The 14,739-nt window shown below is 27.4% G+C and carries 23 protein-coding genes; 1 reads left to right on the plus strand and 22 read right to left on the minus strand.

What is annotated here, in order from left to right; genetic code table 11:
- From H0H45_RS01830 to menB, 4 genes are read right to left on the minus strand one after another with little or no spacing between them, the layout of a single operon-like run.
- Positions 1-1,080 carry an enolase C-terminal domain-like protein gene (locus H0H45_RS01830; protein ID WP_185866371.1) on the minus strand — a complete coding sequence of 360 codons (1,080 nt, stop codon included), beginning with the start codon at positions 1,078-1,080 and terminating at the stop codon, positions 1-3.
- A gap of 33 nt (positions 1,081-1,113) precedes the next feature.
- Entirely contained in the window at positions 1,114-1,812 is a 699-nt protein-coding gene (locus tag H0H45_RS01835) for a metal-dependent hydrolase (protein WP_185866372.1), read from the minus strand.
- A 42-nt stretch (positions 1,813-1,854) separates the two neighbouring features.
- The gene (gene menA, locus H0H45_RS01840; RefSeq protein WP_185866373.1) at positions 1,855-2,760 is read right to left on the minus strand and encodes a 1,4-dihydroxy-2-naphthoate octaprenyltransferase; all 906 of its coding nucleotides are present in this window, start codon (positions 2,758-2,760) and stop codon (positions 1,855-1,857) included.
- Positions 2,757-3,581 carry a 1,4-dihydroxy-2-naphthoyl-CoA synthase gene (menB, locus tag H0H45_RS01845; protein WP_185866374.1) on the minus strand — a complete coding sequence of 275 codons (825 nt, stop codon included), beginning with the start codon at positions 3,579-3,581 and terminating at the stop codon, positions 2,757-2,759. Before menB ends, menA begins: the two co-directional genes overlap by 4 nt.
- A gap of 66 nt (positions 3,582-3,647) precedes the next feature.
- Between menB and H0H45_RS01850 the strand changes: the two genes are divergently transcribed.
- Positions 3,648-4,058: a hypothetical protein gene (locus tag H0H45_RS01850; RefSeq protein WP_185866375.1), complete on the plus strand. Its 411-nt coding sequence runs from the start codon at positions 3,648-3,650 to the stop codon at positions 4,056-4,058.
- On the opposite strand, the gene nhaD is transcribed toward H0H45_RS01850, so the two are convergent.
- From nhaD to rplX, 18 genes are read right to left on the minus strand one after another with little or no spacing between them, the layout of a single operon-like run.
- Complete coding sequence (gene nhaD / locus H0H45_RS01855) at positions 4,032-5,294, minus strand: sodium:proton antiporter NhaD (RefSeq protein ID WP_185866376.1); 1,263 nt, start codon at positions 5,292-5,294, stop codon at positions 4,032-4,034. The genes H0H45_RS01850 and nhaD overlap by 27 nt on opposite strands.
- Positions 5,295-5,327: 33 nt before the next feature.
- Positions 5,328-6,617: a phosphopyruvate hydratase gene (gene eno, locus H0H45_RS01860; RefSeq protein ID WP_185866377.1), complete on the minus strand. Its 1,290-nt coding sequence runs from the start codon at positions 6,615-6,617 to the stop codon at positions 5,328-5,330.
- A complete protein-coding gene (gene rplQ / locus H0H45_RS01865) occupies positions 6,614-7,063 on the minus strand; it encodes a 50S ribosomal protein L17 (RefSeq protein WP_185866378.1) in 450 nt (149 codons plus the stop codon). The genes eno and rplQ overlap by 4 nt, the downstream gene beginning before the upstream one ends.
- A gap of 4 nt (positions 7,064-7,067) precedes the next feature.
- Positions 7,068-8,066, minus strand: a complete 999-nt coding sequence (locus H0H45_RS01870; protein WP_185866379.1) for a DNA-directed RNA polymerase subunit alpha — start codon at positions 8,064-8,066, stop codon at positions 7,068-7,070.
- Positions 8,067-8,081: 15 nt separating this feature from the next.
- Entirely contained in the window at positions 8,082-8,690 is a 609-nt protein-coding gene (rpsD, locus tag H0H45_RS01875; RefSeq protein WP_185866871.1) for a 30S ribosomal protein S4, read from the minus strand.
- A 10-nt stretch (positions 8,691-8,700) separates the two neighbouring features.
- Entirely contained in the window at positions 8,701-9,087 is a 387-nt protein-coding gene (gene rpsK, locus H0H45_RS01880; protein WP_185866380.1) for a 30S ribosomal protein S11, read from the minus strand.
- A gap of 21 nt (positions 9,088-9,108) precedes the next feature.
- Positions 9,109-9,489 carry a 30S ribosomal protein S13 gene (rpsM, locus tag H0H45_RS01885; protein WP_185866381.1) on the minus strand — a complete coding sequence of 127 codons (381 nt, stop codon included), beginning with the start codon at positions 9,487-9,489 and terminating at the stop codon, positions 9,109-9,111.
- Between the two features lie 38 nt (positions 9,490-9,527).
- Positions 9,528-9,644 carry a 50S ribosomal protein L36 gene (rpmJ, locus tag H0H45_RS01890; RefSeq protein WP_185866382.1) on the minus strand — a complete coding sequence of 39 codons (117 nt, stop codon included), beginning with the start codon at positions 9,642-9,644 and terminating at the stop codon, positions 9,528-9,530.
- Positions 9,645-9,653: 9 nt separating this feature from the next.
- Complete coding sequence (gene infA / locus H0H45_RS01895) at positions 9,654-9,869, minus strand: translation initiation factor IF-1 (protein WP_012821520.1); 216 nt, start codon at positions 9,867-9,869, stop codon at positions 9,654-9,656.
- 52 nt (positions 9,870-9,921) lie between these two features.
- Positions 9,922-11,325: a preprotein translocase subunit SecY gene (secY, locus tag H0H45_RS01900; protein WP_185866383.1), complete on the minus strand. Its 1,404-nt coding sequence runs from the start codon at positions 11,323-11,325 to the stop codon at positions 9,922-9,924.
- Positions 11,326-11,350: 25 nt separating this feature from the next.
- Positions 11,351-11,815, minus strand: coding sequence for a 50S ribosomal protein L15 (gene rplO, locus H0H45_RS01905; RefSeq protein ID WP_185866384.1), 465 nt, complete (start codon positions 11,813-11,815; stop codon positions 11,351-11,353).
- Positions 11,816-11,836: 21 nt separating this feature from the next.
- Positions 11,837-12,364 carry a 30S ribosomal protein S5 gene (rpsE, locus tag H0H45_RS01910; RefSeq protein ID WP_185866385.1) on the minus strand — a complete coding sequence of 176 codons (528 nt, stop codon included), beginning with the start codon at positions 12,362-12,364 and terminating at the stop codon, positions 11,837-11,839.
- A gap of 17 nt (positions 12,365-12,381) precedes the next feature.
- Positions 12,382-12,711: a 50S ribosomal protein L18 gene (gene rplR / locus H0H45_RS01915; RefSeq protein ID WP_185866386.1), complete on the minus strand. Its 330-nt coding sequence runs from the start codon at positions 12,709-12,711 to the stop codon at positions 12,382-12,384.
- Positions 12,712-12,724: 13 nt separating this feature from the next.
- Positions 12,725-13,270 (minus strand): 50S ribosomal protein L6, encoded by a 546-nt coding sequence (gene rplF, locus H0H45_RS01920; protein WP_185866387.1) that lies wholly within the window; start codon positions 13,268-13,270, stop codon positions 12,725-12,727.
- A 9-nt stretch (positions 13,271-13,279) separates the two neighbouring features.
- Positions 13,280-13,669, minus strand: a complete 390-nt coding sequence (gene rpsH / locus H0H45_RS01925) for a 30S ribosomal protein S8 (protein WP_202985747.1) — start codon at positions 13,667-13,669, stop codon at positions 13,280-13,282.
- A gap of 16 nt (positions 13,670-13,685) precedes the next feature.
- Positions 13,686-13,955, minus strand: coding sequence for a 30S ribosomal protein S14 (rpsN, locus tag H0H45_RS01930; protein ID WP_185866388.1), 270 nt, complete (start codon positions 13,953-13,955; stop codon positions 13,686-13,688).
- Positions 13,956-13,966: 11 nt separating this feature from the next.
- Positions 13,967-14,515, minus strand: a complete 549-nt coding sequence (rplE, locus tag H0H45_RS01935; RefSeq protein WP_185866389.1) for a 50S ribosomal protein L5 — start codon at positions 14,513-14,515, stop codon at positions 13,967-13,969.
- Positions 14,512-14,730, minus strand: coding sequence for a 50S ribosomal protein L24 (gene rplX, locus H0H45_RS01940; protein WP_185866390.1), 219 nt, complete (start codon positions 14,728-14,730; stop codon positions 14,512-14,514). Before rplX ends, rplE begins: the two co-directional genes overlap by 4 nt.
- Positions 14,731-14,739 lie beyond the last annotated feature (9 nt).

Consider the following 14,739-nt stretch of genomic DNA (forward strand, 5'->3'; position numbering starts at 1 on the left):
CTAGAAAAAATTTTTTTTATTCCATTTATGGAAGGAATTATACCAAATAGAACCTTTTTTTATCTGAATAGGAGAAAAAAAATCATTACAAAAATATCCTATATTTAATCCATGCACTCCTCGACTATTTTTTTTGTGTTTTTGTTCCATTTTAAAAGTCCATTGAGCTATAGCGTTAATTCCTATACGACTCTCCAAAGAAGAACTAATCCACCATCCAATCTTTCTCTTATCGGCCTCTAATATCCATTCTTTACATCCGGAAAATCCTCCACATATACTTGGTTTTAATACTATATATTGAGGTTTTATAGTATCCAATAGCTTTTTCTTTAACTTTAAATCATTAATACCTATTAATTCTTCATCTAAGGCTATGGGGATTTTTGATACTTTACATATTGTAGATATTTCTTTCCAGTTTCCGGCTTCTATAGGTTGTTCTATGGAATGAATAATATTTATATCAAAAAACTTATTTATACAGGAGATAGTATCTTCTTTTCTTTTAAAAGAACCATTTGCATCCATGGATATTTTTATATATGGATATTTATTTTGAATTTTTTGTAAAAAAAAATTCAAATATTGATTATGAAAAAAAATTGGACTTATTTTCATTTTAATAAATGAGAATCCTTTAAATATTTCCTTTTCTATTTTTTCTATTTCATATTCTCTATTTCTTATAGAAGAATACCACATTAAACTATTTATAGGAAGACCAATTTTTCCATGAGTAAATTTAGAATTATATAAAATTGGAAATTTTTTCTTTAAACTCAAAAAAGCCTGTTCCAATCCAAATAAAATCGAAGAATAAGAAATATAAGAACGATAATAATCAATTTCAGTTTTTTTGATAGCGTTTATTTTACTAGAAATAAACAATAATTCTTTTTCGTAAAAATTGAAATTGAAAAATCTTTCCAATAATGGATTACATTCTCCAATTCCTATTTTTTCTTCTTTTTCTATAATGAAAAACCAAATTATACTATATTCAAATGTTTTATTGGCATTTTTTACTTTTTTTTTGAAAAAAAACTGATGTTTCTTTAGTTTCGATTTGATTATCATACATATATAAAAAACTTTATAGAACTAATAACCTCATATTCTTATAGATTCTCCCATCCTCAATAAAAATAATTCTTTTCCATTTTCGGAAAACTTCTTTATTGCCTGTTTTTTATCAATTTTTATAGATTCAAAAGTATCATAATGGACTCCCAATATTTTATTACACTGTAGTAAATTCGAAGCTATGATAGCCTCTTCGATATCCATCGTATAAATCCCCCCTATAGGAAGAATAGATACTTTTAACTTTCCAAAAGTAGGAATAAAACTCATTTCTTTTGTTAAAGAAGTATCTCCGGATATATAGATATTTCCTCTTTTTGTATGTAAAAGAAAACCACCAGGATTTCCTCCATAAGTTCCATCATCGAAAACACTAGAATGAACGGCCCAAACATACTTTAACTTTCCAAATGGAAAAGAGATAAAAGATCCATAATTTATTCCATAAGTTTTTAATCCTTTTTTTTCAAAAAAATTGGATATTTCATAGTTTGAAATGATGATAGAATTTAACTTTCTTGCAAAAAATTCTACATCACATACATGATCATAATGTGCATGAGTTATTAAGATGTAATCCACTTTATGAAATTGAAAAATCATGTCATTTAACAATGAGGTATTTTTTTTGAATATAGGATTTTCAGAAAAAAATGGATCTACTAACAAATAGATTTTTTCTATTTCTAATAGACATGTACTATGTGTAAAAAAAGTTATTTTCATTTTCAAATCAATAAAATATTACGATAAAATTATCCTATGTGTTTAAGAAAAAAAGCTTCCAATTCCTATACACATAGAATAAAAAAAAGTAATTAAAACTAATTTTTTCAATTCTGAAGTAAATTCTTTAGAATTTTCCATAAAAAAAATTTTCTTTAAATGTTGTGCAAAAAAAGGAATACTTAATATAAAAAAAAACCATTGATAAATACTTTTATGAGTTATATAAATAAAAAACCCTCCTAAAAATAGAGAAATTAATATAGAAAAAATATGATATAATTTTGCATATTTGAGACCTAATATTCCGGCTATTGTGTATTTTCCATTTTGATAATCATTTTTAATATCTCTCATATTATTAACATTTAAAACAGAAAGATTTAAAAATCCTACTGAGAATGATAAAAGAATCATCTCTAATGAAAATACGTGAGTATATAAAAAATAACTTCCTTCTACAGAAACTAAACCAAAAAAAATGAAAACAAATAAATCTCCCATACCCATATATCCATATGGATAAGGACCAAGAGTATATGTAATTGAACTACATATGCAAATCAAAAGACCTATAAAATAGAGTAGAAAAATAAAAAAACATTTCGCATTTAAAGATTTATAAATTAAAAATATACCGGAAAAAAAAGATAATATAGAAAATATACTTATAGCTCTTTTCATAGCTAATAAAGAAATCCATCCTCTTTGAATAATTCTTTTTGGTCCTATACGATAATCATTGTCTACTCCTTGAATACTATCTCCATAATCATTTGAAAAATTTGCCAATATTTGCAAAAAAATAGCAGTAAAAAGACATAGAAAGTAAGTTATGAAATCTCCAAAACCTCTAGATTTAGAAATTAAAAAACTTAGAGTAATTCCAGAAAAAGAAAGGAGTAAAGTTTGAAAACGTACGGCATAAAACCAATATTTTAATTTCATAAAAATCTCGGAAATTTTTTAAAGTTTGGATTTCTTTTTTCTAAAAAAGCATCTTTTCCTTCTTTAGACTCTTCTGTCAAATAAAACATTAAAGTAGCATCTCCAGCTAATTGCATCAATCCATGTTGTCCGTCTAATTCTGCATTTAAACAACGTTTAATCATTCTTAAAGACATAGGACTTCTTTTTTGTATAGTCTGACACCATTCTATCGTTATTTTCTCTAAATCCTCTAAAGGAACTACTTTATTAATCAAACCCATTTTGAAGGCTTCTTCTGCAGAATATTTTTTACATAAAAACCACATTTCTCTTGTCCTTTTTTGACCAATATGACGTGCTAAATAAGAAGAACCAAACCCACCGTCAAAAGATCCTACTTTAGGTCCGACTTGACTAAAAATAGCATTATCAGAAGCTATAGTCAAATCACAAACTACATGTAAAACATGTCCTCCTCCTACAGCAAATCCATTGACCATCGCAATAACTGGCTTAGGAAGCTCCCTTATTTTTTTATAAAAATCTAAAATATTTAATCTAGGAATTCCATCTTTTCCTAAATACCCCGCTCCTTTCCTAGTTTTTTGATCTCCTCCAGAACAAAAAGATTTATTTCCAGATCCAGTAATTATCAATACATCAATATCTTTTCTCTCATGACATATATCGATAGCATCGATCATTTCTTTTACAGTTTCTACACGAAAAGCATTATGACATTCAGGTCTATTTATTTCTATTTTAGAAATTCCTTTCCAAAAAAGAAATAAAATATCTTCATACTTTTTTATCGAAATCCAATTTATTGTAGAATCCATATTAAAATTGATGTTTATTTTTATATACAAAATAACAAAAAAAATCATTTTTTTAATGATGTTATTATGTATCGTAATATTTTTTCCGTAATAATAGGATTATCAGTAAGTCTTGCTGAAATATTTTATGCTATAAAATGGATAAAAAAGTGGTTTTCAAAAATACAATTTATTCCACTGAAAAAATTACAATATGTATTTATTTATGCTCCTCCAGAATTTTTTATAACTTTGTTTTTTTTCTATATTTTTAGCGCTTTAATAGGAGGATTAACTACTGCTTTTTTTGTACAAAACGCTAAAAAAGCTTATGCATTATTAACTGGTTTTATTTTATTTATTATTGCTTTTATTCATATATTTTTATACACTTTACCATTATGGTTTGAAATAATTATCCTTCCTATTTTTTTCCCATTTTCATATTTGGGAGGAGAGTTTATAGAATTTTTACAAAGAAAAAAACGGATAAACTAATAAATATAAAAATCCCGATAAATAGCCGATCATAGCTAACCAACTAATTTTTTTAAAATACCAAAAAAAATCTATTTTTTCCATTCCCATAGCCGCTACACCAGCAGCAGATCCTATAAGAAAAATACTTCCCCCTGTTCCGGATACATAGGCAATATAATGCCAAAATTCATGATCTGTAGGATAAGAAAACATAGCATTAGTAGCTGCTACTAATGGGACATTATCTATAAATGAAGATATTAATCCAAATAAAAATGTGGTTAACCTCCATGTAGAAACTATATTGTTAATCCAATGAGATAAATTATATAATATCCCTAAAGATTCCAAAGATGAAACAGAAAGTAAGATTCCGAAAAAAAATAAAATACTAGAAAAATCTATATTTCGAAACACTTCTTTCATAGAAAAGTCTTTTTTTTGCATACTAGTGATCAATCCTAGTATTCCAAGAGAAAAAATCATTCCCATATATGGAGGAAGACCAGTGATAGTTTTAAAAACTGGAATAAATAACAAAAAACCAAGTCCTAGATTCAACATCCAAAAACCTTTTTTACGATCAAAATTTGACAATTTGCTTTTTTTTATTTGAATGAATCCATCAAAAACAGGCATCAATGAACCGACTAATGTAGAAAAAAACATACATAAAATAGACGGAATAAATACTTTTTGAATAAGATTAACAGTAGTTACTTTGCTAGATATCCATAGCATAGTAGTAGTAATATCCCCTATAGGAGACCATACACCACCTGCATTTGCGGATATAATAACCAAGCCTAAATAATATAAACGTTCTTTGTTATCGGAGATTACTTTTTTTAAAATAGTTGCTACAACTATAGTTGCTGTTAGATTATCTATAATAGCAGATAAAATAAAAGATAATAAACTTATTATCCATAAAAATTTTCGCTTTGTATTGGTATAAAATAAATCCCTTAATACTTCAAAACCAGAATACCTGTCAATAATAGAAATAATAGACATAGCTCCAATAAGAAAAAATACTATTTCAGATGCTTCTCCCAGATGAAATAATAACAAAATTTTAGGATCTTTCCATTTATTATTTAATTCAAAAACAGGAATATTCCAAAACATAATTAAAGACCAACAAATAGACGCCATAAGAAGAGACGGAATAACCTTATTCAAGGATATAATATTCTCAATAGTAATAAAAAAATACCCAATGATAAAAACCAATATTATCATTGATTCCATATAGTTTCTTTATTGGAGATAAAAATTAATAATTTATTTCCATCCTTTCCATTCTGGATAATAAGAATTTTTACCTAGCGTATCTTCGATACGTAATAATTGATTATATTTCGAAGTCCTTTCGGAACGACAGATAGAACCTGTTTTAATTTTTCCGATATTTAATGCTACAGAGAAATCCGCTATAAAAGGATCTTCTGTATCTCCAGAACGATGAGAAATAATGTTGAAATATCCATTTTCTTTTCCTGTGTTTATGGTTTCTATTGTTTCTGTTAACGTTCCCACTTGATTTACTTTGATAAGAATAGAATTGGCTATTCCTTCTTTGATTCCCTCATTCAATTTTTCTACTTTTGTTACAAATAAATCATCTCCTACTAACAAAACTTCTTTTCCCAATTCTCTAGTTAATATTTTCCATCCTTCCCAATCATTTTGATCCATTCCATCTTCAATAGATATAATAGGATAACGTCTTGTCAAATAAGACAAATAATTAACATGTTCTTCTTTAGATCTTTCTACTTTTTCTTTATTTTTTTTTTCAAATTTAGAATAATTATATTTATCATCTTGATAGAATTCAGATGCGGCGCAATCTAAAGCTAGACCTATTTGTTCATAAGGTTCATAATTAGCTTGATGGATAGCTTCCAAAATATTATCTAATACATCTTCGATTCCATCAAAATTAGAAGAAAAACCACCTTCATCTCCAACATTTGTTGATAAACCCTTTTTATGTAAAATATTTTTTAGTTTATAAAAAACTTTATATCCCATTTGAATAGCATCAAAAAATGTATTAGCCTTCATAGGGACTATCATAAATTCTTGAAAAACTATAGGAGCATCTGAATGCTTCCCTCCGTTAACAATATTCATTAAAGGAATTGGAAGTATATGTGCATGCACTCCTCCTATGTATTTATAAAGAGGAAGATTTAACTCTTTGGAAGCTGCTTTTACTACCGCTAAAGAAACCCCTAAAATAGCATTTGCTCCTAATCTTCTTTTGTTTTTTGTTCCGTCTAAATCTAATATTAATTTGTCAATAGATATTTGATCCATAACAGAAAAACCTATTAGTTCAGGGGCGATAATATTATTCACATTATGAACTGCTTTCATGACTCCATTTCCTAAAAATTTCTCTCCACCATCCCGTAATTCAAAAGCTTCATTTTCTCCTTTCGATGCTCCAGATGGAACAGAAGCCCGTCCTAATACATTCTTTTCTGTTACCACATCTACTTCTACAGTAGGATTTCCTCTAGAATCTAATATTTGTCTAGCTTTGATAGTTTTAATTTTGCTCATAGTTTTTTACCTATTTGATCTATCCTCTTCCTTTTCCTTTGATTACCACGTCTTATAGATTTTCTATTTTTTTTTGAAGAATAAATATCATTAAAATCAACTAATTCAATCATAGATAACTTAGACATATCGCCAAAACGAGATTGTATTTTGATAATTCTTGTATATCCACCAGGACGCTCACGTACTTTTTGAAAAGATTCTTTAAAAAGTTCTGATACTGCAATTTTATCTCTTAATAATGCGAATATATTTCTTTTAGAATGAAGAGTTTTTATTTTAGACTTAGTAATGATAGGTTCTATATATTTTCTCAGAGTTTTTGCCTTAGCTAAAGTAGTAAAGATTCTTTTTTCTTTAATTAAAGATGAAGACATATTGGAAAGAATAGATTTTCTGTGTCCCAATTTTCGTCCTAAATGATTATTTTTTCTTCTATGATTCATAAATCTATTCTCGGTTTAACTTGTATTCGGAGATATCCATTCCAAAATACAAACCTTTTTCTTTCATTTTACTTTCTAATTCCTCCAAAGATTTTTTTCCGAAATTTCTCATTTTTAACATATTAGATCGATTACAACTCACCAAATCTGCTATAGACTGTATAGATGCAGATTTTAAACAATTTTTTGTTCGTACAGATAAATCCATATCAGTCAACTTTGATTTTAATAATGTACGCATACGCAAAAATTCTTCATCATATTTTCTTCCTTTGCTAATTTCTTTATGTTCTTTTTTTCCTATTTTTTCATGAGAAAAAATAGAAAAATACTTTATTAAAATTTGAGAAGCTTCCATAAGAGCCATTTTTGGAGATACAGATCCATCTGTTCTTATTTCTAATGAAAGACTTTCAAAATCTGTTTTCTGACCTACACGACAATTTTCTATTGTATATTTTACATTTTTAATAGGTGTATAAATAGAATCTATAGGGATGTTTCCTATTAAATCATCATTGTTGTTTTTGTTCTCTTCTGCTGGGACATAACCTCTTCCTTCTTCAATAGTAAAACTCATTTCTAAGGGAAATGATTTTTCTTTATTGCAAATAACTACATCTGTATTTAAAACTTGAAAACTAGAAATAAATTCGTTTAAACTTTTTCCAGTAACTTTTTCTTTATTTTTGATTAATACATTGACTGTTTCTTTCGTTACTCCTTTGATTTTACGCTGAAAACGAATTTTTTTGAAATTCAATATAATTTCAGTGACATCTTCTACTACTCCTTCTATAGTAGAAAACTCATATTTTACTCCTTTAATTTTTATGGAAGTAACCGCAAAACCTTTTAAAGAACCTAAAAGAACTCTTCTTAAGGCATTTCCTAATGTCAGACCATATCCAGGTTCTAAAGGCTTCAAATGAAAAATCCCTTTTTGATCTGTAAATTCCGATATTGTGATTCTATCAGGTTTAACAAAATCTAAAATAGCCATAATTATGATTTTTCCTTATTTTGAATATAATTCAACAATTAGTTGTTCTTTAATATTTTCAGGTATTTGTTTCCTTTTCGGCATAATTCTAAATATCCCAAACATATTTTTTTCATCTAAAATTAACCATTCTACCAATGGACCCACTTTTTGATTTATAGATTCCAATATAACTGGATGTTTTTTAGATTTTTCTCTTATTCCTATCTTATCACCAGGTTTTAATCTGAAAGATGGAATATTAACTACACGATTATTTACTTTAATATGTCTGTGAGAAACTATTTGACGAGCAGAAGATCTGGATGGAGCAAATTTTAATCTAAATACAATATTATCCAAACGAGATTCACATGCTTGTAATAATAACTCTCCAGTAACTCCTTTTTTTCTTGCGGATTCAAAAAACAACTTTTCAAATTGACGTTCTAATATTCCGTAAGTATATTTCGCTTTTTGTTTTTCTGCTAATTGTATAAAATACTCTGATCGTTTCCCTCTACGACGATTATTTCCATGTTGACCTGAAGGATATTTTCTTCTTTCAAAATATTTATCTTCTCCGTATATACATTCTCCAAACTTTCGGGAAATTTTCGTTTTTGGTCCTATATATTTCGCCATACAAAAAATATTAAACTCTTCTTCTTTTAGGAGGACGACAACCATTATGTGGTAAAGGGGTAATATCTTTTATTAAAGTAACTATCATTCCAGAATTACTTAATGCTCGTATAGCCGCATCTCTACCAGCTCCAGGGCCTTTGACCTTCACTTCTACTTTTTTTATTCCTGCATTTAATCCTTCTTTTGCTACGTTTTCTGCCGCCATTTGAGCTGCATAAGGAGTGTTTTTCTTAGATCCTTTAAAATTCATTTTTCCAGCAGAAGACCAAGCTACTACTTCGCCTCTCTTATTTGTCAATGTAATAATGATATTATTAAATGTGGATTGAATATGTGCAATTCCCAATGAATCTACTAGAACAGATTTTTTTTTCCCCAATGATGATTTTGCCATATTTTATTATATGAAATAATTTTATTTTACCGCTTTCTTCTTGTTTGCTACAGTTTTTTTTCTCCCTTTTCTAGTTCTACAATTATTTTTAGTTTTTTGACCTCTTAAAGGTAAACGTTTTCTATGTCTAGTTCCTCTATAACAACCAATATCCATTAGTTTTTTAATACTCAATTGTATTTCAGATCTTAATTCTCCTTCTATTTTCACATGATTTGAAATATATTTTCTAACATTGCTAATTTCTTCATCAGACCAATCCATAATTTTTGTATTTTCATTTATTCCAACGGAAAATAAAATTTTCTTAGACAAACTTTTACTTATTCCATATAAATATGTAAGTCCAATGATCCCTCTTTTAGATTTAGGTAAATCTACGCCTGATATTCTGATTGACATATAAAATTATTTCTTCTAATTATCTGAAAAATCTTCAGTTAACCTTGTTTTTGTTTAAATCTAGGATTTTTTTTATTGATAATTCGTAAACGTCCTTTTCTTCTAATTATCTGACAATTTTCAGTTCTTTTTTTTAAAGAAGTTTTTACTTTCATAATTAATAATTAATATCTATATGTTATTCTTCCTCTTTTTAAATCATAAGAGGACATTTCTAATCTCACTTTATCTCCAGGTAATATTTTTATATAATGCATTCTCATTTTTCCAGAAATGTGTGCCTTAACAATACATCCATTTTCCAATTCCACACGGAACATTGCATTTGGAGAAGATTCTATAATTGTTCCATCAACTTCAATATGCTTTTGTTTAGCCATAAATCAAAGATCTTATTAAGTTTAATATTCACCCAATATACAAAATTATTTACTATAATTTGCTGCTAACAGTAGTATATCTGCTGTTACGATTTTTCATGATCATTAAATCATCATAGTAATAATTCAATAAATATATATCAACTTGTTGTATTATATCTAAAATTACTCCAACTACAATTAGCAGAGAAGTTCCTCCATAAAATAATGCAAAATTTTGAGTGATCCCTAAACGAAAAACTATAGACGGAAGTATGGCGATTATAGCTAACAATATAGCTCCAGGAAATGTAATCTTTGATAAAATCAAATCTATATATTCTGCTGTTTCTTTTCCTGGCTTTATTTTTGGAATATGTCCTCCGTTCCTTTTTAAATCATCAGCCATTTGATTTACAGGAATTGTAATTGCTGTATAGAAAAAAGTAAAAATTATCACTAATAAGGAAAAAGTTAAATTATAACATAATCCATAAACATCTTGAAAAAGATGAAAGAATTTTTTTATTTTATCATTATGAACATAATGATAAAAATTTAAAGGAAAAAGCATAATAGCCTGAGAAAAAATAATGGGCATTACACCTGCAGCTGTCATCTTTAATGGAATATACTGATGTTTTTTATGAATCAATTTAGAATTAAAACCTAAAGATTTATAATGAGAAACATATTGTACAGGAATTTTTCTAATAGCTTGAATAATTACAATAGAAAAAAGAATGACTAATAACCATAACAAAATTTCAAAAAATAAAACAATCAAACCTCCATTTCCAACCTCCAATTTACTAAAAATTTCTTTAGTTATAGCATCAGGAAAACGAGCTATGATTCCGGACATAATAATTAAGGAAACACCATTTCCTATTCCTTCTTCTGTTATTTTATCTCCCAACCACATAGTAAATAATGTTCCAGAAGTTAAAATGACAACTCCTATTGTCCAAAACAAAGTTTTCCCATAAAAAGTATTCATATTTAGAAGATAAACGTTAGATAATGCTGGATTTGAAAAAGGAATAAATTGTTTAGTTAAAGAAATTAAATATAAAGGAGCTTGTATTAAGCATATGCCTATAGTTAACCATCTTGTAAGAAGATTAATTTGTCTTCTTCCACTTTCTCCATCTCTTTGTAATCTTTGCAAATAAGGAATAATTATACACATTAATTGTATAATAATAGATGCAGATATATATGGCATGATCCCCAAAGCAAAAATAGAAGCTCGATTAAATGCCCCTCCTGTAAAAGAAGAAAGGATTTGCATAAGACCTTTAGAACCTAAATTAAGATTTTCTAAAAAATTACTGATTCCTAATGGATTCATACCAGGAATAGGAATATAAGCTCCGAAACGGTATACTAATAAAAAACTTAAGGTAGTTATAATTTTTTTTCGTAATTCTTTTGCATTCCAAATATTATAAAATGTAACTAAAAAATTATTCATTACAATTTTTCTCTATTTTATTTATTTACAAACATAAGGTTTCTCCACCTGCTTCTTTTATAGAAATAACAGCTTTTTTACTAAATTTGTTTGCTTCTATTTTTAAGGAAAATTGCAATTTCTTTCTTCCTGATAAAATTTTTATCAAATCTTTTTTTTTCTTCACTAAATTAGTATCTAATAATACTTGTTTATTAATTACTTTTTTATCCGAAATTTTTCCTTTATTTATCCAATCCTGTAAAGTATCTAAACTAATTATAGAATATTTTTTTTTGAAAATATTTATAAACCCGAATTTTGGAATTCTTCTTTGTAGAGGCATCTGTCCACCCTCAAAACCGGATTTTTTAGAATATCCTGATCGAGACTTAGCCCCCTTATGTCCTCTTCCACAAGTACCTCCTTTTCCAGATCCTTGTCCTCTTCCCAATCTAGTTTTTTTTTTTCTAGAACCTATTTTTGGCGTTAAAAAATTTAATAATTGCATAATAATTATAAAATTATATTTTTATCCATGATATACTTCTCTAATAGAAATTCCTCTTTGTTTAGCTATTTTTTTCACATCTCTCATATAGCTAAGCGCTTTTATCGTCGCCTTAATAACATTATGCGTATTAGATGATCCTTTAGATTTTGATAAAACATTTCTTAATCCAGCTGATTCAAGAACTGCTCTCAGAGGCCCTCCTGCTATAATTCCGGTTCCTTCAGATGCAGGTTTAATAAGAATATGGGCTCCACCATATTTAGCTTCTTGTTCATGAGGAATTGTTCCATTGGATATACAAACTTTACATAAACTTCTTTTTGCTTGTTCTCCTGCCTTGTGGATTGCATCTGATGCTTCTTTAGATTTTCCAAATCCATAACCTACCATTCCATTTTCATTCCCTTTAATAACAATTGCGCTAAAACTAAAATATCTTCTTCCCTTGGTTACTTTACAAACTCTAGTCACTCCTACCAATCTTTCTTTCAATTCTAACCCGGAATATTTTGTTTTTTTTTCTTTTTCCGATAAAAATGCAGTCATATATTTTCTTTTTTAATCTAAAAATCTAAACCCATTTCTCTTATTCCTTCTGCTAAAGATTGTATTCGTCCATGATATAAATATTTTTTTTTATCGAAAACAACTTTTTGTATTTTCAACATTTTTGCTCTTTTCCCCAAAAGTTTTCCTACTTCCTTAGATAATTCTATTTTTGTTTTTTTTTTATTTCCAAAAACTTTTTCTCTAGAAGAAGATGAAGCTAAAGTTTTTCCAGAAGTATCGTCAATCACTTGTGCATATATAGCCTTGTTACTTCTAAAGACAGATATCCTAGGTCTATTAGAAGTTCCAAATACTCTTTTTTTTTTCTTTCTTTTTTTTATCATAATAATAATGAAATTAAGCAGATTTTCCTGCTTTTCTACGTACTTCTTCTTTTAAATATCTAACTCCTTTTCCTTTATAAGGTTCTGGTTTTCTAAATGAACGAATTTTAGCAGCTATTAAACCTAATAATTGTTTATCATGAGATTTCAAAATAAGAATGGGGTTTTGTCCTTTTTCTGTTTTTTCTTCTATATAAATTTCCTTAGGAATTTGAATCATAATATGATGAGAAAAGCCTAAATTTAATTCCAATATGTCTCCATGAAAATTAACTCTATATCCAATTCCCACTAGCTCCAATTTTTTTTTAAATCCCTTGGAAACCCCTTTTATCATATTATCAATTAATACACGATATAATCCATGTAAAGATTTCGATTTTTTATCTTCTTGAATTCTCTTTAAATGTAATTTTCCTTCCTGTATTGTCAATTTAATTTGATCAGAAATTTCTTGGCTCAAAACTCCTAATTCTCCTTTGACTATTATTTTATTGCCAATAATACTTATATTCACATTTTCAGGAATAGAAATTGGGATTTTTCCAATTCTAGACATAATTATATTTTAATACACGTAACACAAAATCTCTCCCCCCAACTTTTTTTTTCTAGCTTGTTTATCTGTTATCACTCCATGAGAAGTAGAAATAATAGCTATACCTAATCCATTTAGTACACGAGGCAAATTTTTATATTTGATATATTTTCTTAATCCTGGTTTACTAATCCTGATTATTTTTTGAATCACAGAAATATTTTGATAATATTTTAAAGCTATTTTAATGATTTTTCCTTTTTTATTCTCTAATTTATAATCCAAAATATAACCATTATCTAATAAAACTTTAGTAATTTCTTTTTTTAATCTAGAATAGGGAACCTCTAAAAGAGGATGTTTTACAAGGCTGGCGTTTCTAATTCTAGTTAACAAATCAGCAATGGAATCAGTATGCATAATCGATGATTTTATATTACCAACTTGCTTTTTTTATTCCAGGAATAAGGCCTTGAGATGCCATATTTCTAAAAACAATACGAGATATACCAAATTGCCGCATGTATCCCCTACATCTTCCTGTGATTGAACACCTATTTCTTAAACGTACAGGAGAAGCATCCCTTGGTAATTTTTGCAATAATTCGTAATTCCGAGAATCTTTTAAAGATTTTCTGATTTTTGCATATTTTAATACCATCTTTTCCCTTTTTTTTTGTCTTGCTTTTACAGATTCTTTAGCCATTTTTATTTAATTTATTTTTTAAACGGTATTCCAAAATAAGATAAAAGATTTTGAGCTTCTTTTTTAGTTTTAGCAGAAGTATAAAATGTGATATTCATCCCCATATTTTTTTTAATTTGATCAATATTTATTTCAGGATAAATGACTTGTTCAGATATTCCCATGTTATAGTTTCCATTTCTATCAAAACTACTTGTTTTTACTCCATTGAAATCTCTTACTCTTGGTAAAGAAACAGTAATAAGTCTTTCTAAAAACTCATACATTTTTATTCTCCTCAAAGTAACTTTTACACCTATAGGCATTCCTTTTCTTAATTTAAATCCAGATTCATCATGTTTTGAATAACAAAAGATTGCTTTTTGACCTACAATAGCCGTAATTTCTTCCATAGAAGCATCTAAGAACTTTTTATTTAATACAGATATTCCTACCCCTTGATGAATAACTATTTTTTTAAGTCTAGGAACTTGCATCACAGAGCTATACTTAAATTTTTTCATTAAACTATGAACAATTTTTTCTTCATACAATCTTTTTAGCCTAGATTTATAAATCATAGTTTCTCCTTTTTAAGATTTGATATATGTATTGGAGCTTCTTTTTCAATTATCCCTCCTTTAGGTTTTTTTGCAGTAGGTTTGATATGTTTTTTGACTATATTAATTCCATGGATAATAGCCTTTTCTTTTTTAGGAAAAACTTTAAGAACAATTCCTTTATTTCCTTTAAAATTTCCTGATAAAATAGAAACTTTATCTCCTTTTTTGATCATAAAAAAACT

The organism is Blattabacterium cuenoti (assembly GCF_014252095.1).
GTDB lineage: Bacteria > Bacteroidota > Bacteroidia > Flavobacteriales > Blattabacteriaceae > Blattabacterium > Blattabacterium cuenoti_F.